This is a genomic window from Blastococcus saxobsidens DD2 (assembly GCF_000284015.1).
GTDB lineage: Bacteria > Actinomycetota > Actinomycetes > Mycobacteriales > Geodermatophilaceae > Blastococcus > Blastococcus saxobsidens_A.
Genome location: NC_016943.1, coordinates 1,926,073 through 1,947,954 on the forward strand (window position 1 = coordinate 1,926,073; position 21,882 = coordinate 1,947,954).

Annotated in this window: 27 protein-coding genes; 19 read left to right on the top strand and 8 right to left on the bottom strand. The window is 73.0% G+C overall.

The features are described from left to right. The first annotated feature begins 14 nt into the window (after window positions 1-14). Entirely contained in the window at window positions 15-923 is a 909-nt protein-coding gene (locus BLASA_RS09050; protein WP_014375810.1) for a type II secretion system F family protein, read from the top strand. Between the two features lie 99 nt (window positions 924-1,022). Here BLASA_RS09050 and BLASA_RS09055 read toward each other — a convergent pair whose 3' ends face one another. Then, window positions 1,023-1,841 (bottom strand): HTTM domain-containing protein, encoded by an 819-nt coding sequence (locus BLASA_RS09055; RefSeq protein WP_014375811.1) that lies wholly within the window; start codon window positions 1,839-1,841, stop codon window positions 1,023-1,025. Beyond that, window positions 1,832-2,125: a hypothetical protein gene (locus BLASA_RS09060; RefSeq protein WP_014375812.1), complete on the bottom strand. Its 294-nt coding sequence runs from the start codon at window positions 2,123-2,125 to the stop codon at window positions 1,832-1,834. Before BLASA_RS09060 ends, BLASA_RS09055 begins: the two co-directional genes overlap by 10 nt. Before the next feature lie 372 nt (window positions 2,126-2,497). Here BLASA_RS09060 and BLASA_RS09065 point away from each other — a divergent pair, with 372 nt between their 5' ends. The 9 genes from BLASA_RS09065 (at window position 2,498) to BLASA_RS09105 (ending at window position 10,615) form a co-directional block, all read left to right on the top strand. Next, a complete protein-coding gene (locus BLASA_RS09065; RefSeq protein ID WP_014375814.1) occupies window positions 2,498-2,707 on the top strand; it encodes a Flp family type IVb pilin in 210 nt (69 codons plus the stop codon). 157 nt (window positions 2,708-2,864) lie between these two features. Then, the gene (locus tag BLASA_RS09070) at window positions 2,865-3,179 is read left to right on the top strand and encodes a TadE/TadG family type IV pilus assembly protein (RefSeq protein ID WP_231839591.1); all 315 of its coding nucleotides are present in this window, start codon (window positions 2,865-2,867) and stop codon (window positions 3,177-3,179) included. Beyond that, complete coding sequence (locus tag BLASA_RS09075; RefSeq protein WP_041775690.1) at window positions 3,167-4,147, top strand: TadE/TadG family type IV pilus assembly protein; 981 nt, start codon at window positions 3,167-3,169, stop codon at window positions 4,145-4,147. The genes BLASA_RS09070 and BLASA_RS09075 overlap by 13 nt, the downstream gene beginning before the upstream one ends. A gap of 28 nt (window positions 4,148-4,175) precedes the next feature. Beyond that, a complete protein-coding gene (gene cpaB, locus BLASA_RS09080) occupies window positions 4,176-4,979 on the top strand; it encodes a Flp pilus assembly protein CpaB (protein WP_014375817.1) in 804 nt (267 codons plus the stop codon). Beyond that, complete coding sequence (locus tag BLASA_RS09085; protein WP_014375818.1) at window positions 4,976-6,163, top strand: AAA family ATPase; 1,188 nt, start codon at window positions 4,976-4,978, stop codon at window positions 6,161-6,163. The genes cpaB and BLASA_RS09085 overlap by 4 nt, the downstream gene beginning before the upstream one ends. Next, a complete protein-coding gene (locus tag BLASA_RS09090; RefSeq protein WP_014375819.1) occupies window positions 6,163-7,593 on the top strand; it encodes a CpaF family protein in 1,431 nt (476 codons plus the stop codon). Before BLASA_RS09085 ends, BLASA_RS09090 begins: the two co-directional genes overlap by 1 nt. Then, window positions 7,590-8,531, top strand: coding sequence for a type II secretion system F family protein (locus BLASA_RS09095; protein WP_014375820.1), 942 nt, complete (start codon window positions 7,590-7,592; stop codon window positions 8,529-8,531). Before BLASA_RS09090 ends, BLASA_RS09095 begins: the two co-directional genes overlap by 4 nt. 9 nt (window positions 8,532-8,540) lie before the next feature. Then, window positions 8,541-9,425, top strand: a complete 885-nt coding sequence (locus tag BLASA_RS09100) for a type II secretion system F family protein (protein WP_014375821.1) — start codon at window positions 8,541-8,543, stop codon at window positions 9,423-9,425. A gap of 35 nt (window positions 9,426-9,460) precedes the next feature. After that, on the top strand, window positions 9,461-10,615 hold the full coding sequence (locus BLASA_RS09105; RefSeq protein ID WP_041775691.1) for an OmpA family protein: 1,155 nt from the start codon (window positions 9,461-9,463) through the stop codon (window positions 10,613-10,615). A gap of 127 nt (window positions 10,616-10,742) precedes the next feature. On the opposite strand, the gene BLASA_RS09110 is transcribed toward BLASA_RS09105, so the two are convergent. Continuing rightward, on the bottom strand, window positions 10,743-11,087 hold the full coding sequence (locus BLASA_RS09110) for a hypothetical protein (protein WP_014375823.1): 345 nt from the start codon (window positions 11,085-11,087) through the stop codon (window positions 10,743-10,745). A 171-nt stretch (window positions 11,088-11,258) separates the two neighbouring features. Between BLASA_RS09110 and BLASA_RS09115 the strand changes: the two genes are divergently transcribed. The 5 genes from BLASA_RS09115 to BLASA_RS09135 all read left to right on the top strand — a co-directional run bounded on the left by BLASA_RS09115 (window position 11,259) and on the right by BLASA_RS09135 (window position 13,815). Next, window positions 11,259-12,389, top strand: a complete 1,131-nt coding sequence (locus tag BLASA_RS09115; RefSeq protein WP_014375824.1) for a Vms1/Ankzf1 family peptidyl-tRNA hydrolase — start codon at window positions 11,259-11,261, stop codon at window positions 12,387-12,389. 34 nt (window positions 12,390-12,423) lie between these two features. Further along, the gene (locus tag BLASA_RS09120; RefSeq protein WP_014375825.1) at window positions 12,424-12,681 is read left to right on the top strand and encodes a DUF2795 domain-containing protein; all 258 of its coding nucleotides are present in this window, start codon (window positions 12,424-12,426) and stop codon (window positions 12,679-12,681) included. Between the two features lies 1 nt (window position 12,682). Further along, a complete protein-coding gene (locus BLASA_RS09125; RefSeq protein ID WP_014375826.1) occupies window positions 12,683-12,913 on the top strand; it encodes a hypothetical protein in 231 nt (76 codons plus the stop codon). Window position 12,914: 1 nt separating this feature from the next. Next, complete coding sequence (locus BLASA_RS09130; RefSeq protein ID WP_014375827.1) at window positions 12,915-13,298, top strand: acyl-CoA thioesterase; 384 nt, start codon at window positions 12,915-12,917, stop codon at window positions 13,296-13,298. 88 nt (window positions 13,299-13,386) lie between these two features. After that, window positions 13,387-13,815 carry a ChaB family protein gene (locus tag BLASA_RS09135; RefSeq protein ID WP_014375828.1) on the top strand — a complete coding sequence of 143 codons (429 nt, stop codon included), beginning with the start codon at window positions 13,387-13,389 and terminating at the stop codon, window positions 13,813-13,815. Between the two features lie 39 nt (window positions 13,816-13,854). Here the strand turns inward: BLASA_RS09135 and BLASA_RS09140 are convergent, their stop codons facing one another. Further along, window positions 13,855-15,159, bottom strand: coding sequence for a M24 family metallopeptidase (locus BLASA_RS09140; RefSeq protein WP_014375829.1), 1,305 nt, complete (start codon window positions 15,157-15,159; stop codon window positions 13,855-13,857). Between the two features lie 88 nt (window positions 15,160-15,247). Continuing rightward, a complete protein-coding gene (locus tag BLASA_RS09145; RefSeq protein WP_014375831.1) occupies window positions 15,248-16,360 on the bottom strand; it encodes a sensor domain-containing diguanylate cyclase in 1,113 nt (370 codons plus the stop codon). Window positions 16,361-16,538: 178 nt separating this feature from the next. Here BLASA_RS09145 and BLASA_RS09150 point away from each other — a divergent pair, with 178 nt between their 5' ends. The 4 genes from BLASA_RS09150 (at window position 16,539) to BLASA_RS09165 (ending at window position 18,655) form a co-directional block, all read left to right on the top strand. Next, the gene (locus BLASA_RS09150) at window positions 16,539-16,721 is read left to right on the top strand and encodes a hypothetical protein (RefSeq protein WP_014375832.1); all 183 of its coding nucleotides are present in this window, start codon (window positions 16,539-16,541) and stop codon (window positions 16,719-16,721) included. Window positions 16,722-16,791: 70 nt separating this feature from the next. Further along, window positions 16,792-17,487 carry an NADPH-dependent F420 reductase gene (gene npdG, locus BLASA_RS09155; protein ID WP_014375833.1) on the top strand — a complete coding sequence of 232 codons (696 nt, stop codon included), beginning with the start codon at window positions 16,792-16,794 and terminating at the stop codon, window positions 17,485-17,487. Between the two features lie 3 nt (window positions 17,488-17,490). Beyond that, window positions 17,491-18,237 carry a helical backbone metal receptor gene (locus BLASA_RS09160; protein WP_051004932.1) on the top strand — a complete coding sequence of 249 codons (747 nt, stop codon included), beginning with the start codon at window positions 17,491-17,493 and terminating at the stop codon, window positions 18,235-18,237. Window positions 18,238-18,274: 37 nt separating this feature from the next. Continuing rightward, the gene (locus BLASA_RS09165; RefSeq protein ID WP_014375835.1) at window positions 18,275-18,655 is read left to right on the top strand and encodes a DUF2784 domain-containing protein; all 381 of its coding nucleotides are present in this window, start codon (window positions 18,275-18,277) and stop codon (window positions 18,653-18,655) included. On the opposite strand, the gene BLASA_RS23420 is transcribed toward BLASA_RS09165, so the two are convergent. Genes BLASA_RS23420 through BLASA_RS09180 form a run of 3 tightly spaced genes read right to left on the bottom strand, consistent with a single transcriptional unit; the run spans window position 18,636 to window position 21,790 of the window. Beyond that, a complete protein-coding gene (locus BLASA_RS23420; RefSeq protein ID WP_014375836.1) occupies window positions 18,636-19,073 on the bottom strand; it encodes an ester cyclase in 438 nt (145 codons plus the stop codon). The two genes, BLASA_RS09165 and BLASA_RS23420, sit on opposite strands and share 20 nt — an antisense overlap. A 57-nt stretch (window positions 19,074-19,130) precedes the next feature. After that, on the bottom strand, window positions 19,131-19,961 hold the full coding sequence (gene panB, locus BLASA_RS09175; RefSeq protein ID WP_014375837.1) for a 3-methyl-2-oxobutanoate hydroxymethyltransferase: 831 nt from the start codon (window positions 19,959-19,961) through the stop codon (window positions 19,131-19,133). Next, the gene (locus BLASA_RS09180; protein ID WP_014375838.1) at window positions 19,958-21,790 is read right to left on the bottom strand and encodes an NAD+ synthase; all 1,833 of its coding nucleotides are present in this window, start codon (window positions 21,788-21,790) and stop codon (window positions 19,958-19,960) included. Before BLASA_RS09180 ends, panB begins: the two co-directional genes overlap by 4 nt. Between the last annotated feature and the right edge of the window lie 92 nt (window positions 21,791-21,882).

The window sequence follows — 21,882 nt, forward strand, 5'->3', positions numbered from 1 at the left end:
CCGCAGGAGCAGCCGTGCTGACGTCCTCCATGCCTGGCCCTGTCCTGGCCGCCGTCGCCGCGGTCGCCCTCGGCGTGCCGATCCTGGGCTGGGCCTGCCTGCCGCGCTCGGGGACGGTGGCGCAGCAGGCGCAGGCCAACCTGTCGCGCGGCCTGGACCTGCCCGGCGGTGCCGGGCCGCGGAGCGGCCGGGTCGGACCCGGGCCGGCCGCCCGCCTCGTCGGCTACCTGACCCCACGCGGGACGATCGACCGGCTTAACCGACTGGCCGCGACCGCCGGGCGCCCGGCCGACTGGCCGGTGGCCAAGCTGGTGGCGGCGAAGCTGCTCCTGGCGATGGTCGCCGGCGCGTTGAGCCTGATGGTGTTCAGCGCGGGACCGAGCCTGCTCACCGGGCTGATGGGTGGAACGGTCACGCTGGTCGCGTACTTCGTGCCCGAGCTGCTGCTGTACAGCCGGGGTCAGGAGCGCCAGCAGGCGATCGGCCTGGAGCTCGCCGACACCCTGGACCAGATGACGATCGCGGTGGAGGCCGGCCTCGGCTTCGAGTCGGCCATGGCGCGGGCCGCCAAGAACGGCAAGGGCCCGCTCGCCGAGGAGCTGACCCGCACGCTGCAGGACATCGCCGTCGGCCAGCCGCGCCGGGACGCCTACCTGGCGATGGCCGAGCGCACCGGCGTGCAGGATCTGCGCCGGTTCATCCGCGCCGTCGTGCAGGCCGATGCCTACGGCGTCTCGATCGCCGACGTGCTGCGCACCCAGGCGCAGGAGATGCGGCTCAAGCGACGGCAACGCGCCGAGGAGAAGGCGATGCAGATCCCGGTCAAGGTGATCTTCCCGCTGATCCTGTGCATCCTGCCGACGCTGTTCATCGTGCTGCTCGGCCCCGCGGTCATGGACATCGTGGCGGCGTTCAGCGACTGAACCCGGGCCCGCACAGGGCGGTCGGCCGGTTGCATCGGTGGCCGGGAGCGTCAGCGCGAGCGGCTTCGCGCCGGCTCACTCCGCGGACTTGGCCACGGCTTAGAAGTCGTCGCGGCTGACCGGCACGCGGCCGGCGGTGCTTCGGCCGGGCTGCGCCAGGCGCGATACCGGGATCTCCGGGCGGTGGAGGAAGAGTCCGTACAGGCACAGGCAGGTGAGCGCGAAGGCCGCCAACGGGAGCGTCTGATCCTCCAGCAGCACCACGATGGAGAGGTGCAGCAGCACCCCGAGCGCGGCGGCTGCTCGCGCCGTCGAGCGACGCCAGAGAGCGAATGCCAGGAACAGCTCCACGGCCACGGTGCCGACCGCCATCAGGGTGAACATCCACCACGGCAACGGGGCCCACACCCAGAGCGACAGCGGAGCTCCGGACAGGAAGACGACGCTGATCTTGCTCACAGCGGCGAAGAAGTAGCAGACCGACAACTGCGTCATCATGAGCAGTTGCGGCCACCAGGGCGCGAGACCACCGCGAGGAGACAGCGACCACGCTCTGTCCGACTCGGCGAATACCAGGTAGGCGACCAGGAGGGTGGCCAGCAGGCGGTGGCTGCTGTAGGTCTGCTGGTCCCAGAGGAGCACGCCGACGTTCAGAGCCGTGGTCACGCTGGCCGCCGTGGCGGTCCGCCAGCCCACGGTCAGGGCGAGGCCCGCGACGACAGCCACGACCAGGTAGACGTGCACGAGCGGTGACGTCGGCGCCGGGATCAGCGCATGGACCGGCAACCCGAGCTTCCCTCCGGCCACCTCGCGCAGCAGGACGAACCCCTCGACGCTGTTGGCGACGGTGACGACGCCCAGACCCGCGCGAGCGGCCGCAATGGGCCGCGGGTCGGTCCGAACCTCGGTCAGTCGCATCGCACGCTGCGCTTCTGCTCAGGCTGAGTCACGGTCACACCCACTGCTCGAGGGGTGACCTCGCAGACGAACTCGGGCAGTGAGCGGGTCCAATCGAACTCAGGCCGTAGCGATCCAGCGAGGGAGTTCGTCAGGTCGGGCGTGAACCGGCTGCCGTGGACATCGGTCGCGGTCACTTCCACTCCACCTTGCGCCGAGTACATCTGGAACCCGAACCGAGTCGGGGGTTCGTCCAGCAGCGCCAGTGTCGGCACGGTCACCTGCGCGACGAGGACCGTGATCACCGCCCATCCTGCGAGGCCGACGGGGCGGCGCGACCTCATGACTTCATGTGGGCTCACGTCGGCATCTTCTGGGAGCTGGACATCTGCGCCCAGCACCGACACCCGAACGGGGTGCGCGGCTGCCCGCCGGCGAGTTCCTGGAGATGCGCGGCCCCGTGGCCGTGTGCGGCCGGAGAACGGCAGGAAACGGTGCCGCTTGACCGGAATTGTCACCCACAGTGATTCACCTCTGCCCCGAACGGGGCGGAAACGTGTCACCCACACGGTGGAACCCCCTGGCTTGGCCACTCTCCGTGACGCAACGTCTTCCTCAGCCGCGACGGCGGGCCACGAGGCCCGACCCGGTTCGGCGACACGGGGGGAGAACCCACCATGCTCAACGTCTACGCCGCCATCGCCACCCTGACCTCCTTCGTCGAGGGCCGCCTGAACCGCGACGAGAAGGGCGCCACCGCCGTCGAGTACGGCCTGCTCGTGGCCCTGATCGCCGCCGTGATCATCGCCACGGTGGTCACCCTCGGTGACCAGATCCAGGAGGCCTTCCAGACCGTGGTCGACGAGCTGCCCGCCGCTACCACCTGATCTGGAACTGATAGTCGGTGCCGCGGGCGGCGGCGTGGTGGCCATCAGGCCGCCGCACCGCCGCACGCGGCTCATCGGTCACCGGCAACACCAACGGGGGGAAGTCATGGGAGGACTGCGTTCGGAGCGCGGCGCGGCAGCTGTGGAGTTCGCGCTGGTGGTGCCGCTGCTGGCCGTGCTGGTGCTCGGCGCAGCCGAGTTCGGCCGGGCGTTCCAGACGCAGGCCACGCTTGCAGCCGCAGCCCGCGAAGGTGCGCGGTCCTTCGCCCTCGGAAACGACGACGCCACGGTGAACGGCGTGGTCGTCGACGCAAGCGCGTCCCTCGATGAGGCGCTCATCGCCACTTCCACCGAGAAGGACGCGGACAACTGCATCGTCCGCGTCGACTACCCCATGTCGTTCCTCATCACCGGCTTCTTCGGCACCACGATCGACCTATCGGCCACGGGAGTTATGCGATGCGACGGTTGAGCTTCCGCAGCAGGTCCCACGACGAGCGCGGTGCCACCGCGGTCCTGGTGGCCCTGCTCATGGTCCCGCTGATCGGCTTCGCGGCCCTCGCGGTCGACATCGCCGCCGTCTACTCCGAGCGCCAGCAGTTGCAGAACGGCGCCGACGCCGCCGCGCTGGCCATTGCCCATGACTGCGCCAAAGGTCTGCCTAACTGCAGTGCGTACCAAGTCACCGCCGATGATTTGACCACCGCCAACTACGACGAGGCCGGCTCCGTCCAGGGCGCCGCCACGGTGGACCTCGACCTGGCCGCTCAGGAGGTCACGGTCACCAACCCGGGCACGCAGGGCCACTGGTTCGCCCCGGTTCTCGGCGAGGACTCGACGACCGTGAGCGCCAGCGCCACCGTGCAGTGGGGCAACCCCGGCAGCGGCACCGCCGTCCTTCCCCTGGCCTTCTCCAAGTGCGCCTTTGACGCTGTGACCGGCGGAGGGGCGCCCACGGGAGACATGCCCGTGACCGTGACCCTGCCGAAGAAGGCCGACGACGGGTGCACCGGCTCCTCCGGCAATCCCATGCCGGGCGCCTTCGCTTGGTTGCTCACCGACCCGGACGTCTGCCGGGCCACCACCGACATCGACGAGACGGTCGCTTCGGACCCGGGCAACAGCGTCCCCGACGAGTGCACCAACGAGTACTTCCAGAACCTGCTGGGGAAGACCGTCCTCCTGCCCATCTACGAGGACGTCTCGGGAACCGGCGCCGGGGCCGAGTACACCATCAGCGGCTACGCCGCCTTCACGATCACCGGCTACGACTTCGCCAGCAAGTACACGAGCAGCCCGGCGCCCGACTGCGGCGGCCCCGGGAGCAGCGGCCGGTGCATCGCCGGCTTCTTCACCGAGTACGTCGACTCGTCCGGCGAGTTCACGCCCGATCCGGCCGCGCCGGACCTCGGTGCGACGACCGTCCGGCTCATCGCCTGATTTTCCAAGTCATCCACTGGGGGGAACAGTGAACCGCCGAATCATCGCCGCTCTCGCGGCGTTGGCGCTGGCAATCGTGGGCACCGTCGTGCTGGTGTCCTACGTGCGCGGCGCCGACGCCCGGGCGCTGAAGGGCGTCGAGACGACCGCCGTCCTCGTCGTCACCCGTCCGATCACCGAGGGGACGCCGGCCGGCGAGCTGGCGGACTCCGTCCGGCTCGAGCAGGTGCCCAACAAGGTGCTCGCCGCCGGCACGGTCAACGACCTGACCGACCTCGGTGAGCGCGTGGCCACCGTGGACCTGCAGCCGGGGGAGCAGGTGCTGGCCAGCCGCTTCGCCGACGAGTCAAGCCTGCTGCCCGCCGGCATCGTCGAGCCGGAGCCCGGTGACTCCGAGGTCAGCGTGCTGCTAGAGCCGCAGCGCGCGGTGGGCGGCCGCCTGGCCGCCGGCGACGAGATCGGCGTCTACATCTCCATGGACCTCGAGGCCAACATCGACGAGGACCCCGAGGACGAGCAGATCGGCACCACGCACGCCACCCTGCACGGCGTCCTCGTCACCCAGGTGCAGGGTGCCCCCGCACGGACGGCGCCCGGCAATGCCGAGACCGCCTCGACCGGGACCGCCGCTCCGTCGGGGAGCGTGATGGTCACCCTTGCGCTGCCCGCACGAGAAGCAGAGCAGGTGGTGTTCGCCATGGAACACGGCAGCGTTTGGCTCACCCTGGAGCCCGAGGGTGCGGACACCTCCGGCACCCGGATTGTCACGCAGAACGACGTGTACGGCGACGCGGTTCTCGGCCGGGTCTCCGCGGGGGGTGTCGACGAGTGAGCGGCGTCGTCCTCGCCGGCGGGACACCGGACCTCGCCGCCCGCCTGCAGGCCGTCCACCCCCAGGTGGAGGTTCTGCCTCCGGGCCGGCTGCCCACCGAGCCGCTGCGGCTCTTCGAGCTGCTGCACGGCGACCTGCCCGAGGTCGTCGTCCTCGGCCCGGCCGCGCCGCTGGCCGACATCCTCGAGCTCGCCGGCCGGCTGGACGCCGCATGGCACGGCGTGGCGGTGGTGCTGGCCGCGGCGCCGCCCGCGGCCGCGCTGCCGGACCTCATGCGTGCCGGGGTTCGTGAGCTGGTGGCGCCGGACGCCGAGGCAGCGGAGCTGGCCGCAGCCGTCGGTCGGGCCGGGGAAGCCGCCCTGGCCCGCCGGCAGGCCCTGCGCCCGGTCACCGCCGGCCCGACGGCGCCCGGCCGGGTCGTCGCCGTGGTCTCACCCAAGGGCGGGGTCGGCAAGACGACGGTCGCGACCAACCTCGCGGTCGGCCTGGCCGCCGCCGCGCCGCAGTCCACCGTGGTGGTCGACCTGGACGTGCAGTTCGGCGACGTGGCCACCGCACTCGGCCTCGCGCCGGAGTACACGCTGCCCGATGCGGTGTCCGCGCGGGCCAGCGAGGACTCCATGGTCCTCAAGACCTTCCTCACCCAGCACGCGAGCGGGCTGTTCGCCGTCTGCGGATCGGACTCCCCGGCCGCCGGCGACGCCGTCACGGGCGAGGACGTCAGCCGGTTGCTGGCCTCCATGGCCCGGCAGTTCCGCTACGTGGTGGTCGACACCGCGCCGGGCCTGTCCGACCAGACGCTGGCCGCCATCGACCGCGCCACCGACGTCGTCCTGCTGAGCAGCATGGACGTCCCGGGCGTCCGCGGGCTGCGCAAGGAGATCGACGTCCTCACCGAGTTCGGGCTGATGCCGGCCGGGCGGCACGTGGTTCTGAACCTGGCCGAGCCGAAGAGCGGGCTGGCCCGGGCCGACGTCGAGCGGGCCCTGGGCACCCCGGTCGACGTGGTGCTGCCGCGCTCGGCCACGGTGCCAGCGTCGACCAACGCCGGCGTGCCGCTGCTGCTCGGCGACGCCCGGCGGGACCCGGCGACCCGGGAGATGCGCCGGCTGCTCGAACGCTTCGTGCCCGCGCCCGTGGTTCCCCGCGGGCGGGGCTGGACGCGCCAGCGGAAGGCCTCCTGATGGGCCTCGCCGAGCGGCTCCAGGCCGCCCGGGTCGCCGACACCGCGTCCCCGGCCGCCCCCGCGGAGAAGCCCGCTCCGGTGCCGGCACCGCGCGTGGTGCCGCGCCCGAGCGCAGCGGCCGCGCCGGCCACCGACGCGCTGACCCGGCTGAAGGACCGGGTCGCCGGCGCGCTGTTCGAGCGCATGGGTGCCCGGCTCAACGACCCCTCCCTCTCGGAGGAGCAGCTGCGGGTCGTCGTCCTCGCGGAACTTGACGACGTCGTCGAGGAGGAGCGGGTTCCGCTCAGCACCGAGGAACGGGCGCGGCTGACCGCCGAGCTGGCCGACGACGTGCTCGGGTTCGGGCCGCTCCAGCGGCTCCTGGACGACCCCACCGTCACCGAGATCATGTGCAACGGCCCGGAGATGATCTACGTCGAGCGCTCCGGCCGGCTGGAGCGGGCGCCCGCGCGATTCGCCTCCGAGGACCACCTGCGCCGGGTGATCGACCGGATCGTGTCGAAGGTGGGCCGCCGGATCGACGAGTCGAGCCCGCTGGTCGACGCCCGGCTGGCCGACGGCTCCCGCGTGAACGCGATCATCCCGCCGCTGGCCTTCAGCGGGTCGACGCTCACCATCCGGAAGTTCGCCAAGGACCCGTTCACCGTCGAGGACCTGATCGGTTTCGGCACCTTGTCGCCGGAGATGGTGGAGCTGCTGCACGCCTGCGTCGAGGCGCGGCTGAACATCATCGTCTCGGGCGGCACCGGCACCGGGAAGACGACGCTGCTCAACGTGCTCTCGTCGTTCATCCCCGAGGGCGAGCGGATCGTCACGATCGAGGACGCCGTCGAGCTCCAGCTGCGGCAGGAGCACCAGGTGCGCCTGGAGTCCCGGCCGCCGAACATCGAGGGCAAGGGCGCGATCACCATCCGCGACCTGGTGCGCAACTCCCTCCGCATGCGGCCGGACCGGATCGTCGTCGGAGAGGTCCGCGGTGGCGAGTCGCTGGACATGCTGCAGGCGATGAACACCGGTCACGAGGGCTCGCTGTCGACGGTGCACGCCAACACGCCGCGGGACGCGATCTCGCGCCTGGAGACCCTGGTGCTGATGGCCGGCATGGACCTGCCGCTGCGGGCGATCCGGGAGCAGATCGCCTCCGCCGTCGACGTCGTGGTGCACCTGACCCGGCTGCGCGACGGCACCCGCCGGGTCACCCACGTCACCGAGGTGCAGGGCATGGAGGGCGAGACCGTCACCCTCCAGGACGCCTTCCTCTTCGACTACTCCGCCGGCGTGGATCCCGCCACGGGCCGCTTCCTCGGCCGGCCGGTGCCCACCGGGGTGCGGCCGCGCTTCACCGACCGCTTCGACGAACTCGGCATCCGGGTCTCACCCGCGTTGTTCGGCATGCCGGCCGGCGCGGTCGTCGGGAGCTGGCGATGAGCGGCACCCTCGCCCTGCTGCTCGGCGCGGGCGCGGCGACGGGCGCGCTCCTGCTCGCCGTGGTGGCCCTCGTGCCGCCGGCCGCGCGGGTGCCGCTGGCGCGGCTTGACCCCAGCGTTCCACCGGCGCCGACCCTGCTCACCAGGATGACCGACCAGGCCCAGGGCGGTGTCGAGCAGGTCCTCGTCCGGCGGGGATGGGTGTCCGGCGTGGCCGGCGCACTCGCTGCGGCCGGCGTGCGGTTCGGCGCGGCGGAGTTCGGCCTCCTGGTCGCCGCCGGCAGCATCGTCGCCGGGGCGGTGGGCCTGCTGCTGGCGAACCTGGTGGTGGCGCTGCTGTTCGCCGTCGTCGTCCCGGTGCTCGCCCGGGTCCTGCTGGGCGTGCTGGCCGGCCGGCGCCGGGCCGCGTTCGCCGATCAGTTCAGCGACTCGCTGCAGCTGATGGCCAGCAGCCTGCGTGCCGGGCACAGCCTGCTGCGGGCGATCGACTCGGTCGCCACCGAGGCCCCGGCACCGACCTCGGAGGAGTTCGCCCGGATCGTCAACGAGACCCGCGTGGGCCGCGATCTCGACACCGCGCTGCGCGAGGTCGCCGACCGGATGGGCAGCGAGGACTTCGCCTGGGTGGCCCAGGCCATTGCCATCCAGCGGACCGTCGGCGGCAACCTCGCCGAGGTACTCGACACGGTGGGCCACACCATCCGGGAGCGGAACGCGATCCGCCGCCAGGTGAAGGCGCTGTCGGCCGAGGGCCGGCTCTCCGCGTACGTGCTCATGGCCCTGCCGATCGGCCTCTTCCTCTTCCTGATGGCCATCCGGCCCGAGTACATGGGCCGGCTGACCCAGACGCCGATCGGCTGGGCGATGCTCGGCGGCGCTGTCCTGCTGCTCACCGGCGGCGGCTTCTGGTTGCGCCAGACCGTGCGCATCACCTTCTGAGGAGGATCCGTGTTCACTCTCTACGGTGCGGCCTTCCTCGTGGTCGCCGCTGTCCTGCTGCTGGGCTGGGCCGTGCTCGCCCGGCCTGATGCGGCCGTGGCCGCAACCCAGGCCAACCTCCTGCGCGGCCTGCCGCAGGCCGCCGGGCCGGTCGTCGCCGCCCCCCGCCGGAGTTCGGCGACCTCCCTCGTCGGGCTGCTCACGCCGGGAGGCACGACTGCCCGCCTGCAGCGACTGGTGGCCCGGGCCGGGTACCCGGCCGAGTGGCCGGTGCAGAAGCTGCTGGCCGCCAAGCTCGTCCTGCTGGCGATCACGGTGGCCCTCGGCTTCCTGTTCCTCACCGGCTCACCCGGCGTCATCGGATGGCTGCTCGTCGCGTTCTTCGCCGTCCTCGCCTACTTCGTGCCCGAGTTGCTCCTGCACAGCCGGGGCCAGGAGCGGCAGCAGAAGATCGCCGTCGAGCTGGCCGACACCCTCGACCAGATGACGATCGCGGTGGAGGCCGGGCTCGGCTTCGAGTCGGCGATGTCCCAGGCGGCCCGGAACGGCAAGGGCCCGCTCGCCGAGGAGCTCGTGCGGACGCTGCAGGACATCGGGGTCGGTCAGCCCCGCCGCGACGCCTACCTGGCGCTGGCCGAGCGCACGCAGGTCGAGGATCTCGGCCGGTTCGTCCGCGCGGTCCTGCAGGCCGACGCCTACGGGGTCTCCATCGCCGACGTGCTGCGCACCCAGGCGGGCGAGATGCGGCTCAAGCGCCGCCAGCGGGCCGAGGAGAAGGCGATGAAGATCCCGGTCAAGGTGATCTTCCCCCTGATCCTGTTCATCCTGCCGGCGCTGTTCATCGTCGTCATGGGACCCGCGGTCATCGACATCATGGGGGCGTTCTCCCGATGAGGCGCGCCGGCGGATCCAGGACGGGGCCGGCCCTCGTGCGGCGGCTGCTGGCCGCGGCCGGTGCCCTCGTCGTCAGCACGGCGGTGGCCGGCTGCGCGGACGTCCCACCGGGCGAGCCCACCGGCGCGCTGGCGGTGGTCGTCGGCGCGCGCAGCAACATGCCTCCCGTGGACCTCGACGGCGTCGCCGGCCAGGTCCTGGGAAATGCCGTGGACACGCAGGCCCGGGTGTCCTTCGTGGTGGCCGACGGCGCTCCGTTCGTGCTCGCCACCACGCAGCTGGAGACCGTGGGGGAGGACAGCGCGGCCTGGCAGGCGAGCGAGGCAGAGAACCTGCAGCAGCTCAGGAACTCCATCGCCTCGGCGGCGGCCAGGAGCCCCGAGGCCGACCTGCTCGCCGCGCTGGGGATGGCCGCCGGGGAAATCGCGTCCGCACCGGGCAAGCGGGTCGTCCTGGTGGCCGACTCGGGCCTGTCCACGGCCGGGCCGCTGGACTTCCGGCGGCCGGGTCTGCTCGACGCCGACCCGGGTGACGTCGTCGCCAGCCTGCAGGCCGCCGGCTCTCTCCCGGACCTCCGCGGGGTGCACCTGGTCTTCCAGGGCCTCGGGGACACCGCCGCTCCGCAGCCCGCCCTGTCCGGGGTCACCCGCGACCAGCTCGTCGAGCTGTGGACCGCGATCGGCCTCGCCGCCGGTGCGCTCGACGTGAACGTCGAGCGGTCACCCCTGGAGGGAGAGCCCGCACCGGGCTTTCCCCCGGTGAGCGTGGTCAGCCCGGGCGGCGGGCTCACCTGCACGGCGAACACCGTGGTCCTGGGCGGCGGCGACGTCTCGTTCCAGGCCGACACCGCGGCGTTCCAGGACGCCGCCGCCGCGGCGGCGAAGCTGCAGCCGATCGCCGACCGGATGCAAGCCGCCGGCGTCACTGCAACGCTGACCGGGACGACCGCCGACGTCGGGGACGAGGAAGGGCAGCGGCAGCTCAGCGAGCAGCGTGCCCAGGCCGTCGCCGATCTCCTGGGCGGACTGGGGGTGCCGGCCGAGCGCATGACCGTCGTGGGGCTTGGCAGCGACTTCCCCGGCTACGTCCAGGACCGGGACGGGAGCGGCACGCTGGACCCAGCGGCGGCTGCGCAGAACCGGAAGGTCACCATCGAGCTCGTCGGGGCCGGCCCGGCAGTCTGCGCGTAGCCCCCGCCCCGCGCGAGGGCATAGGAGGCTCTGCCTATGGGATGGCGTCCGAATCCGTAGGCATAGCCTCCTATGCCCGGTGGGCGCGGGGCCCGGTGGCGCGGTGGGCCCGGTGGGGGCGGGCCGGTCAGCCGGTCGAGCGGGGCTGGGCCGGGTTGGTCGGGTCGCCCTGCGACGGCGGGTTCATCTTCGGCCCGGTCGTCGACTCGGACACCTTGGAGCCACCCGACGCCGCCGGCGGGGCCTCGGGGGTGGGCGCGGCGGGGTCGCCATCGGAGGGCTGGGCGCCCTCGGCGAGTCCCTTCAGCCGGTGGTCCATCGCGGACACCACCTGCATGCGGTTGGCGTGGGCACGCTCGTAGTCCAGCAGCGTCTTGAGGTCCTCGGTTCCCAGCGTGCGGATCCGGGACGTCAGCGAACCCACGGGCAGGTGGTCGTAGTCGGGCAACGGCAGATCGTCGCGCACGGTCATCGCTCATCCTCTCGAGAGGTTCTCCGGTCGGGAGCCGCCTACCCGGCCTCCTCGGATCCGACACCGGGTGTGAGGCCCCGGTCGGTGGGTAGGCGGCGGTCTGCGGGAGTTGCGGCCGTCTGCCGCCCCGCCCCCGAGCACCCCGATCGACCGAGGAGTTGTCCCCCCGACATGGACGTGTCCTTCCTGGAGCCGGTGTTCGCCGCCGCTGGGCCCTACGCCACCGTGTGTGCCGACGTCACCCACACCACCGAGAACGCCGACGCGGAGCTGGACCTGCGGGTACGTGCGCTGACCGAGCAATTGACCGAGCAGGGCGCCCCCGAGGCGGTGGTCGAGGCCGTGCGCGCCCGGCTCACCGAGGGCAACGAGGGCGGCGAGGCGGGCACGCTGAAAGGCCGGGCGCTCGTCGTGGCCGCCGACGGATCGGTCGTGCTGGACCAGGTGCTGGCCGACACCCCGGCCCGCGAGACGGCCCGGTGGGCGCCCCAGCCCGAGCTCCTGCCCGTGCTCCGCCAGCTCGCCGGCCGGGTGCCGCACGTCGTGGTCGTCGCCGACCGCGTGGGCGCCGACATCACCGTCGCCGGGCTCGCCGACCAGCCCGACGAGGAGCGGCAGGTGGAGGGCGACACCTTCCACATGCGCAAGCTCGGGGTCGGCGGTTGGTCCCAGCGGCGGTACATGGAGACGGCCGAGAACCAGTGGATCGACAACGCCGACAAGGTGGCCGAGGAGATCGACTCCCTCGTCCGCCGGCTCCAGCCGCGCTTCGTGCTCCTGGCCGGCGACGTCCGCGCCCGGCAGATCCTCAGCGACCGCGCCAGCGGCGTGTGGTCCGACCTCGTCGTCACCATGGACGAGGGTGGCCGCGCCGCCGGCGCCGACCGGGAGCCGGTCGAGCGGCGGACGGCGGAGTTGCTCGCCGAGCACGAGGCCCGCGACATCGCCACGGCCGTCGAACAGGTGCAGGGCGCCGGCGCCCACGGGCTCGCGGTCACCGGCCCCCCGGCCGTCGTGGAGGCGCTGCGCAAGGGACAGGTCGAGACGCTGGTCCTGAGCGACGAGCAGGACGACGCGACGCTCCTGGTCGGCAACGGCCCGCTGGAGCTCGGTGTGAAGCAGCAGGACATGGACGCCCTCGGCGTCCACGGCGAGGTGGTCCCGGCCGGCGCCGCGCTCGTCGCCGCAGCGGTCGCCAGTGCGGCCGGCGTGCTCGTCGTCCCGAAGGCTGCGCTGCCCGGTGACGAGCCGGTGGCCGCGATCCTCCGCTACACCGACGCCTCCACCCCGTCGGCCCAGTGACCCGGACCTGCACCGAACGACCCGAGGAGATCTCGTGACCGACCCGCACCAGCCCGCCACCAGCCCCGGAACCGGCCAGGGCGACATCGAGCGCCGCGCAGCGATCGCCGAGGCCCTGGGCAAGGAGGTGTGGCCGGCCGACCGCGATCAGCTCATCGCCAAGGCGCAGGAGGGGCCCGCTGACGACCGCGTCCTCTCCGACCTGCAGCGGCTGCCCGCAGGCCGGCAGTTCGAGAACGTCCAGGAGGTCGCCGAGGCGCTCGGCTTGGGCACCGGGCAGCAGCGGTTCTGAGGTGACCACGCAGAAGAAGCCCAGCCCCGAGGCGCTGGACAACGTCACCGAGGGCAACGTGGAGACGCGGTCGCAGCTGCTGCCGGAGGAGGAGGGGCTGCGCGGCAGCGGCATGGAGGAGGTCGCCGCGGAGGTCATCCTCGCCGAGTCGGAGGAACGGACGGTGCACCCCGACCCGAATGACGCCCAGGGGGCGCACCGGCAGTCCGCCGAGACCGCGGACCAGCCCTGACGTGCGGCACGAGCACCCGGTCCGGCTGCGCTGGTCGGACCCGGACATGCTGGGTCACGTCAACCACGCGCGGGCGCTGAGTCTTCTCGAAGACGCGCGGTTGGCGCTGGGCGACGACCACGCCGGCGGCGGGCTGATCCTGGCCCGCCTCGAGGTCGACTACCTGCGCCAGCTCTACTACCGGGTCGGGGAGGAGCTCTGCGTGCACAGCTGGGTGACCCGGCTGGGCAGCAAGTCGTTCACGATGTGGCAGGAGCTGGCCCAGGACGGCGAGGTGGCGATCCGCGCCGACGTCGTCCTGGTGGTGTTCGACTTCGCGGCGAACGCCAGCCGGCCGCTGACCGACGACGAGCGGGCGCACTGGGGCCGGTACCTGGCGGGATGATCCGGCCGGGGCGCCCGTCGGCGTTTCTCCGCGATGTGATCATCTTCGCCGTTCCGGGTAGGGCCCGCAGGACCCGAGAGGAGAAGCGATGCCGAAGACCACGAAGAAGGGCACGGCGAAGCAGTCGGAGCTGCCCAGCACCCTGCGCCGGTCGGAGAAGAAGGCCCAGCGGACGTTCACGAAGGCCTACGACTCCGCGGTCGACGAGTACGACGACGAGGAGCGCGCCAACCGGACGGCCTGGGCGGCGGTGAAGCACTCGTTCGAGAAGGTGGGCGACCACTGGGAGAAGAAGCCCGGCGGGAAGAAGGGGCCTTCCGACGAGCAGGCCGAGGGTGGCCGCGGCACCGGAAAGCAGACCAAGGGCGGCGTGAACGCCAAGGCGTCGAAGTCCCACCTCTACGACGTGGCCAAGAAGCTCGACATCTCCGGCCGGTCGAAGATGAAGAAGAAGGACCTGGTCGACGCCATCGAGAAGGCGAACGACAAGGAGACCGCCGCCGCGCGGAAGAAGTAGCTCACCCACCGGCGGTCCCTGCGCGGGACCGCCGGTGCGTCAGCCGATGAGCAGGAACTCGGTCTGCCGGCCGTCGAGGTACGCCACGCCGTCGTCGGTGAGCGCGATGCCCTCCTCGAGGCCCAGCCGCACGCACTGGCCGCCCCATTCGGGCACCGGCCGGCGCACCGCGAGCTCCAGGGCGTACGCCGTGTCGGGGTGCACGGGGTAGTCGCCGGCGCCGGGGATGCCGCCCTGCTCGTCCCACTGCCCGATCGCCGGTCCGGCGCCGTGGCCGTGGTACCCGATCGGGTGCGAGTAGACGTCGCCGTCGATCCCCTCGGCGGCCGCGGCCGTCCGGGCCGCGGTCAGCACCTCGTTGCCCGTGCGGCCGGGCACGAGAGCGGCGGTGGTGAGTTCCTGCAGCCGGTTGGCGGTCCGCAGCGCGGCGCGCAATCCGTCGGGGGCGGCGGTCTCACCCGGGCGGAGCACGTACGCGTTGCGCTGGGTGTCGGTCCGCAGGCCCAGGCTGGTCAGCCCCACGTCGCACTGCAGCAGGTCACCGGGCCGGACGACGGCGTCGTAGGGGACCGCGGGCAGCAGCGTGCCCTGCTCCTCGGTCAGGGGCACCCCTGCCCGCTGCAGCACGACCGTGGGCTGGAACCACGGTTCCACGCCCAGATCGTGGAAGCGCTGCCGGATCCACCAGGCCACGTCGAACGCCGTCGTCGTCCCGACCGTGACGACGTCCGGGGAGAACGCCTCGGCGATGACCTCGTGCACCAGCCGGTTGAGCCCGTGCAGCACCGCGATCTCCTCGGCCAGCCGGGTCTCCAGCCACCCGACGGCCAGTTCCTCGGCCGGCACCAACCGCTCGGCGTAGGGCCCGAGCGCCTCGGTGAGCAGGCGGTGGTCGGTGTGCGACAGCCCGTCGGCCAGGGCGAACCGCTCGGAGACGTCGACGCCGATGCGGCGCGGATCGGCCTGCTCCACGAACCGCCGCACCTCCGCCCACTGGGCGCGTTCGGTGGAGCGCCCGGTGGCGCGCGTGGCCGTCCACGCGGGCAGGAACTGCCCCACCGGATACCGGGAGACCGCCGCCGGGGTGACGCCGTCGTCGCTGCGGTGCAGCAGCAGGATGGTCCGCCGCCGGGCCGAGAGCCAGGTGGCCGGCAGGAGCGTGGCCAGGACCGGGTCCTCGTGGTACTCCCGGCCGATCACCACCCACAGGTCGATGCCGGCCCGGTCCATCAGCCCGGGAAGCACGTCGAGGAGCCGTTCGGTCAGCCACCGGTCGCGCACGTCGGCCTGCTCCCGCAGCGGCAGCGGGACCGTTCGCGTCGGATCAGGCGCGACGAGCGACATGCCCTAGAGCGAAGCAGAGAACTGCCGAACCCACCGGTCGAGACGGTGAGCGCGGCCGTCGCCGTCCCCCGGTCGTGCGACAGCGCCGTCAGCAGACGGTCGTCTGCTCCGGCTCCGGGGACCGAGCGGACGTGCACACCCGGTCCCGTCCCGTCCGCTTCGCCTCGTACATGGCGACGTCGGCCCGGTCGACGAGCCGCCACAGCGCCGCGACGGGGTCCTCGCCGTCGACCGGGCGGGCCACGGCGAGGCCGACCGAGGCGGTCACCGCGTGCTCCTCCGCGCCGTGGCTCTCGGCCACGGCCGCCCGGAGTCGCTCGGCGAGGTGGATCGCCTCCGTCAGGTCGGTGACCGCGCCGAGCACGACCAGCTCCTCGCCGCCGGTACGGGCCAGGACGTCGGCCGGGCGCACGGTGGCCGACAGCGACCGTGCGACGGCGCCCAGCACCGAGTCGCCCACGGCGTGCCCGAACTCGTCGTTGAGCCGCTTGAAGTGGTCGAGGTCCAGCACCATGGCGCTCACCTGGGTGGCGTCCCGGCGCGCCTGGCCCCACAGCCGCGGCGCCTGCTCGACGAGGTACCGGCGATTGAACAGCCCGGTCAGCGGGTCGAGGCGGCTGAGCGTCTCGGTGGCCACCAGCAGCCGCTGCACCCGCCGGCGCAGCAGGAAGACCCCCACCGCTGCGGCGTTCAGCGTGCCGGCGTTCACCCCGACCTGGACGCCGAGCCCGACGGCGCTGTCGTAGCTCGGCCACAGCGCCGCGAGGCAGACCACCGCCGTCGCCACCATGTGCACGCAGAGCTGCCGCAGACCGAGGAACCAGGCCGCCACGAGTGCCGGGAACAGCAGCATCAGCGGGGTGGCGTACCGCAGCGGATCCTCGATGCAGAGCACGACGACGAGGTAGATCAGGTCGCCGATGAGCACGAGCGCGAAGGTGTGCCCGCCCCCCACCCGGCCGCGCACCGCCAGGGAGACGGCGATGGACAGCAGCAACAGCATGGTCCCGCCGTAGGCCCACCGGCCGGCGCCCGCACGGAGCACGCCGTCCACGAAGAGGTTGATCGAGCCCATGAGGGCACCGACGACGAGCAGCACGGCCAGCGTGAGGGCGGCGACCTCGCGCTCCACCCGGTCGGCCACGGCCGGTTCCGGAGCGCCGATGCCGAGGTCAGGGGCGCGTCGGTCCGGGTCGATCACTGCAGCAGGATGCACGACCGACCGGTTATCCGTCACCGTCTGGTACGCGATGAGGTGAGTGTCGACCGATCATGGTCGGTCGCCGGCGGTCCGGTGCCATCGTCGTGGTCGTCACCCGAGCGGTCTCCGCCCGCGGATGCCACGCTGGGGAGCACGACGACGAGCGAAGGAGCGGCACATGGCCGAGGGGCCCTGGTTCTTCTGTCTCAAGCACGACGCGGTGGAGCCGCGGGACGGCTGTGCCGAGCGCCACCGGCTGGGCCCGTACGACACCCGGCAGGAGGCCGAGCACGCGCTGCAGGCGGTCGCCGAGCGCAACGAGGAGCTCGAGGCCGAGGACCGCCGCTGGAAGGGCGAGTGATCGTCGTCCCCGGGGCCGGGCATGATCGGCCGGAGGAGCCGGGCTGTCCGGCACCGCGGAAGGGGTGGACGTGACGGACGGTCGCGCGGTCGAGGAACTGGTCGTCGGGGTGCTGGGCGGCACCGGGCCGCAGGGCCGCGGGCTGGCCGTGCGGCTGGCCGCCCAGGGGCAGCGGATGCTGCTCGGGTCGCGGGACGCCGACCGCGCGGCGGAGGTGGCGGCCGAGGTCGCCGAGCGCGCGGCGACGGTCGCGGGGAACGCCGCCGTGTCGGTCACGGGCGGCTCCAACGTCGATGTCGCCGGCGCCGCCGACCTGGTCATCGTCGCCGTTCCCTTCGCCGGGCACGCCGCGACACTGGCCGAGCTGGCGACCCCCCTGGCCGGCAAGATCGTCGTCGACTGCGTCGTCCCCATGGGCTTCGACGAGCTGGGCGCCTACGTGCTCGACGTCGAGGAGGGCAGCGTCGCCCAGCAGGCGGCCGCGCTGCTGCCCGACTCGCACGTGGTGGGGGCCTTCCACCACCTGTCGGCCACGCTCCTCGAGGACCTCTCGCAGCCGACCATCGACGGCGACGTGATGGTGATCGGGGACGACCGCGCCTCGATGGACACCGTGCAGGCGCTGGCCGGGCGGATCCCCGGCATGCGCGGCATCTACGCCGGCCGGCTGCGCAACGCCCGCCAGGTCGAGGCGCTCACCGTGAACCTGGTGTCGGTGAACCGCCGCTACAAGGTGCACGCCGGCATCCGCGTCACCGACGTGTAGCCGTTGCGGGACGACCGGGGAACGGCCTACGGCGGCCCGCCGCCACGGCGGGTCGTGTCGCTGGTCCCGTCGCTGACCGAGGCGATCGCGGCCACCGACGCCGGGCTGCTGGCCGGTGCCACCGACTGGTGCACCCATCCGTCCGGCCTGGACGTACCGCGGGTCGGCGGGACGAAGTGGCCCGACCTCGCCCGGGTGCTCGAGCTGGCCCCCGACCTGGTCGTCGCCAACGCCGAGGAGAACCGGGACGAGGACGTCGCCGCGCTGCGGGCGGCCGGCATCCCGGTCTGGGTCACGGGTCCGGCCACGGTGCCGCAGGCGCTCGACTCGCTGGGCCGCCTGCTGGGCGTGCTCGGCCGCCCCGACCCCGCCTGGCTGCAGCGCGCCCGCGACGTCTGGGCCGCCCCGCCGGCAGTGCCCGCCGTGGACGCCGTCGTCCCGATCTGGCGGCGTCCGTGGATGGTGCTGGGCCGCGACACCTTCGCCGGTGACGTGCTGGCGAGGCTCGGCGTCCGCAACGTCTTCGCCGGGCACGCCGACCGGTACCCGAAGCTGGGCCGCGACGACCCGGCCGCGGTCGCCGCGGAGCTGGTCGTGTTCCCGGACGAGCCGTACGCCTTCACGCCGGACGACGGGCCGGAGGCGTGGCCGCAGGCCCGGCCCGTCTTCGTCAGCGGCCGGCACCTCACCTGGTACGGGCCGTCGCTGGTCGAGGCCCCCGGGGTGCTGCTGGCCCAGCTCGGCGGCTGACCGGCGCTCAACCCCCGCCCGGTGGCACAGTGGGGGAGTGCTGCTCGCGCAGGCGGTGGCGCTCGTGCACGCCGCCGCCGTCCTGTTCATGCTGGTCGGCGCCCTGCTCGCCCTCCGGTGGCCCCGGCTGGTGCTACTGCACGCCCCCGTCGCCCTGGTGATCCTCGCGGTGAACCTGGCCGGCGCGGACTGCCCGCTCACCGACCTCGAGCTCTGGCTGCGGGAGCGCGCCGGCGCCCCGGGCTACGCGGGCGGCTTCCTGGGCCACTACCTCTTCGACCCGCTGGGGCTGGACGTCGACGCGACCGGCACGCAGGCCGGCATCTACGCCGTCGCCCTCACGCCGAACGTCGTCGGCTACGGCCGGCTCGCGGTGCGGGAGCGGTGCCGGCTCCGGCTCAGCCGGAGACCGGCGTGAGGTCACGGCCCAGCTGGTGGAGGAGCCAGACCATGTCGTCGTTCCGCCACCACTCGGCGACCTGGTCGCCGGCGATCCGGTAGATGTCGGTCCCGCCCCACCGCACCGGCGTCCCGGTCGGCGCGATGCCGGCCAGCGCACCGGAGTGGGTGCCGCTGCCCGTCCAGCGCGCAGCCACCCGGTCGCCCTCGGCCAGGACGTCGTCGAGGTGGACGTGCAGGTCGGGAAGACTCGTCCGGATCCGGAAGAAGGACTCCCGGAGCTGTTGCAGCCCTTCGGTGGCCGGAGCCGTCCCCGGCGTCCCGGCATGCACCCGCACGTCCGCGGTCACGAACCGGTCGAGCAGGTCCGCCCGGTGGGTGTTCACGCACTCGTCGACCATCCGCCGGACGAGTTCCTTGTTCTCCGCGGTGCCCATGGAACACCGTGACACCACCTGTCCGCACCCGACAGGGCACCTCGGCCCTGCGGGCGATCAGTCGAACGAGTGCTCGGGGCCGGGGAACACCCCACCGCGGACGTCGTCGGCGTACTCCTTCGCCGCCCGCAGCAGCTCGCCGCGCAGGTCGGCGTACTTCTTCACGAACTTCGGCACCCGGCCGCCGTTGAGCCCGGCCATGTCGGGCCACACGAGCACCTGGGCATCGCAGTCCACGCCGGCGCCGATGCCGATCGTCGGGATCGACAGCTCCTTGGTCACCTGACCGGCGATCTCGGCCGGCACCATCTCCAGGACGACGGCGAACGCGCCGGCCTCCTGCACCGCGTGCGCGTCGGCGAGCAGTTGCTCCGCTCCCGCGCCGCGGCCCTGCACCCGGAAGCCACCGAGGGCGTGCTTGCTCTGCGGCGTGAAGCCGATGTGCGCCATCACCGGGATGCCGGACTCCTGCAGCAGCCGGATCTGCGGGGCCACCCGCGCTCCGCCCTCGAGCTTCACCGCCTGCGCTCCGCCGTCCTTCATCATGCGGACGGCGGTGTCGAAGGCCTGCTGCGGCCCGCTCTCGTAGCTGCCGAACGGGAGGTCGGCCACGATCAGCGCCCGCTTCGTGGAACGCGTGACCGCCTTCGTCATCACGAGGAGGTCGTCCACCGTGACGGCCACCGTGCTCGCGTGCCCCAGGACGACATTGCCCGCGGAGTCGCCCACGAGCAGCACCGGGATGCCGGCCTCCTCGAAGATGGCCGCGCTGTAGGTGTCGTAGGCAGTGAGCATCGCCCACTTCTCGCCGCGGGCCTTGGCCTGCTGCAGGTGGTGGATGCGCACCCGCGACGTCGACTGCCCGCCGTAGAGCACCGATTCGCTCACTGCCTGGTTCCTTCCCGGACGGTGGGCACGGTCTCGCGCCACCTATTGGCGATGGGCAGGCGCCGGTCGCGGCCGAACGCCTTGAGGCTGATCTTGGTACCGGGTGCCGACTGGCGGCGCTTGAACTCCGCGCCGTCCACCAGTCGCAGCACCCGCGCCACCACCTCGGGGTCGTGGCCCCGCTCCAGCAGGTCGGCCATGCCGAGGTCGCGGTCGACGTAGTCGGCGACCACGGCGTCGAGCTCCTCGTAGGAGGGCAGCGAGTCGGAGTCGACCTGCCCGGGCGCGAGCTCGGCCGACGGGGGCTTGTCGATCGAGTTGCTCGGGATCGGCTCGGTCTCGCCGCGGCGTCGGGCGTCGGCGTTGCGCCAGCGGGCCAGCTCCCACACCAGGGTCTTCGGCACGTCCTTGATCGGGGCGAACCCGCCGGCCGAGTCGCCGTACAGGGTCGAGTAGCCGACGGCGATCTCGCTCTTGTTGCCCGTCGTCAGCAGGAGGTGCCCGTGCTGGTTGGACAACCCCATGAGCAGCGTGCCGCGGACCCGCGCCTGCAGGTTCTCCGCAGCCACGCCGGTGAGCTCGATCGAGGACTCGTAGGCGTCGACCATCGGCGCGATCGGCACGACCGAGTAGTGCAGCCCGGTTCGGCGTGCGAGGTCCTCGGCGTCGGCGAGCGAGTGCTCGCTGGACCACTTCGACGGCAGCCCGATGCCGTGCACCCGGTCGGCGCCGAGCGCGTCGACGGCGAGGGCGGCGACCACGGCGGAGTCGATGCCGCCCGAGAGCCCGAGCACCACCGAGGGCATGCCGTTCTTGTCGATGAAGTCGCGCAGGCCCAGGACCAGGGCCCGCCAGACCTCCTCGCAGTCGCTGAGCGGATCGGCGACCGTGGCCGGCCGCGCCTCGTAGGCGTCGACCGGCTCGTCGGACAGCACGTGGCGGGTGACGGTCATCGGGCCGATCCGGCCGTCGCGCCGCTCCGGCACCGCCGACGGGTCGAGCGCCAGGTCGACGGTCAGCAGGTGCTCGACGAACTGCGGCGCCCGGGCCAGCAGCTCGCCGGTGGGGGACACCGCCATCGAGTCCCCGTCGAAGACCAGTTCGTCCTGGCCGCCCACCTGGTTGCAGTAGAGGATCGCCGCCCGTGCCTCGGCCGCGCGGCGGCGGACCAGCGGCAGCCGGAGGTCGTCCTTGGCCCGCTCGTAGGGGGAGGCGTTGGGGGAGACGACCAGGTCGACGCCCGCCTGGCCGGCGACACCGCACGGCCCGCCCTCGACCCAGAGGTCCTCGCACACGGTCAGGGCGACGTCCACCCCGTGCAGCCGGACGACGGGCAGCTCGGCGCCCGGTACGAAGTAGCGCGCCTCGTCGAAGACGCCGTAGTTCGGCAGGTGCCGCTTGTAGTAGCGGACGACGACGTCGCCCCCGTGCAGGAGGGCGGCGGCGTTGCGCGGGGCGCCCCGGCGCGGGTTCGCGTCCGAGGGCCGGTCGGCGTCGGTGGGCGGCTCGTCGACCGGCGCCGGTCCGCTGCCCTCGGTGTGCGCCAGGTACCCCACGACGACGGCGAGGTCGCCGAGCCCCTCGGCGGCCAGCCGGGCCGCGACGTCCACCAGCGCCTGTTCACTGGCGCGGGCGAAGGACTCCCGCAGGACCAGGTCCTCCGGCGGATAGCCGGTCAGCGTCATCTCCGGGAAGACGACGAGATGGGCGCCGGCCTCGGCCCCCTGCGCCGCCCAGCGGAGGACGAGGTCGCTGTTGCCCGCCAGGTCACCGACCCGGGTGTCGACCTGGGCCATGGCCACCCGCAACTGCACCGGCTGCTCGTTCACGTCGCACAGTCTCGCCGTTCGCCGCCGGGCAGGGCCAGGTGGGGGACCGCCCGGGGGAGCACCCGGGTCCCGCGCCGACGGTTCGGCGACTG

Coding starts and splice junctions, on each gene's coding strand:
- BLASA_RS09055 (WP_014375811.1), bottom strand. CDS start 1,841: ATGCGACTGACCGAGGTTCGGACCGACCCGCGGCCCATTGCGGCCGCT.
- BLASA_RS09065 (WP_014375814.1), top strand. CDS start 2,498: ATGCTCAACGTCTACGCCGCCATCGCCACCCTGACCTCCTTCGTCGAG.
- BLASA_RS09075 (WP_041775690.1), top strand. CDS start 3,167: ATGCGACGGTTGAGCTTCCGCAGCAGGTCCCACGACGAGCGCGGTGCC.
- BLASA_RS09090 (WP_014375819.1), top strand. CDS start 6,163: ATGGGCCTCGCCGAGCGGCTCCAGGCCGCCCGGGTCGCCGACACCGCG.
- BLASA_RS09095 (WP_014375820.1), top strand. CDS start 7,590: ATGAGCGGCACCCTCGCCCTGCTGCTCGGCGCGGGCGCGGCGACGGGC.
- BLASA_RS09110 (WP_014375823.1), bottom strand. CDS start 11,087: ATGACCGTGCGCGACGATCTGCCGTTGCCCGACTACGACCACCTGCCC.
- BLASA_RS09115 (WP_014375824.1), top strand. CDS start 11,259: ATGGACGTGTCCTTCCTGGAGCCGGTGTTCGCCGCCGCTGGGCCCTAC.
- BLASA_RS09135 (WP_014375828.1), top strand. CDS start 13,387: ATGCCGAAGACCACGAAGAAGGGCACGGCGAAGCAGTCGGAGCTGCCC.
- BLASA_RS09140 (WP_014375829.1), bottom strand. CDS start 15,159: ATGTCGCTCGTCGCGCCTGATCCGACGCGAACGGTCCCGCTGCCGCTG.
- BLASA_RS09150 (WP_014375832.1), top strand. CDS start 16,539: ATGGCCGAGGGGCCCTGGTTCTTCTGTCTCAAGCACGACGCGGTGGAG.
- BLASA_RS23420 (WP_014375836.1), bottom strand. CDS start 19,073: ATGGGCACCGCGGAGAACAAGGAACTCGTCCGGCGGATGGTCGACGAG.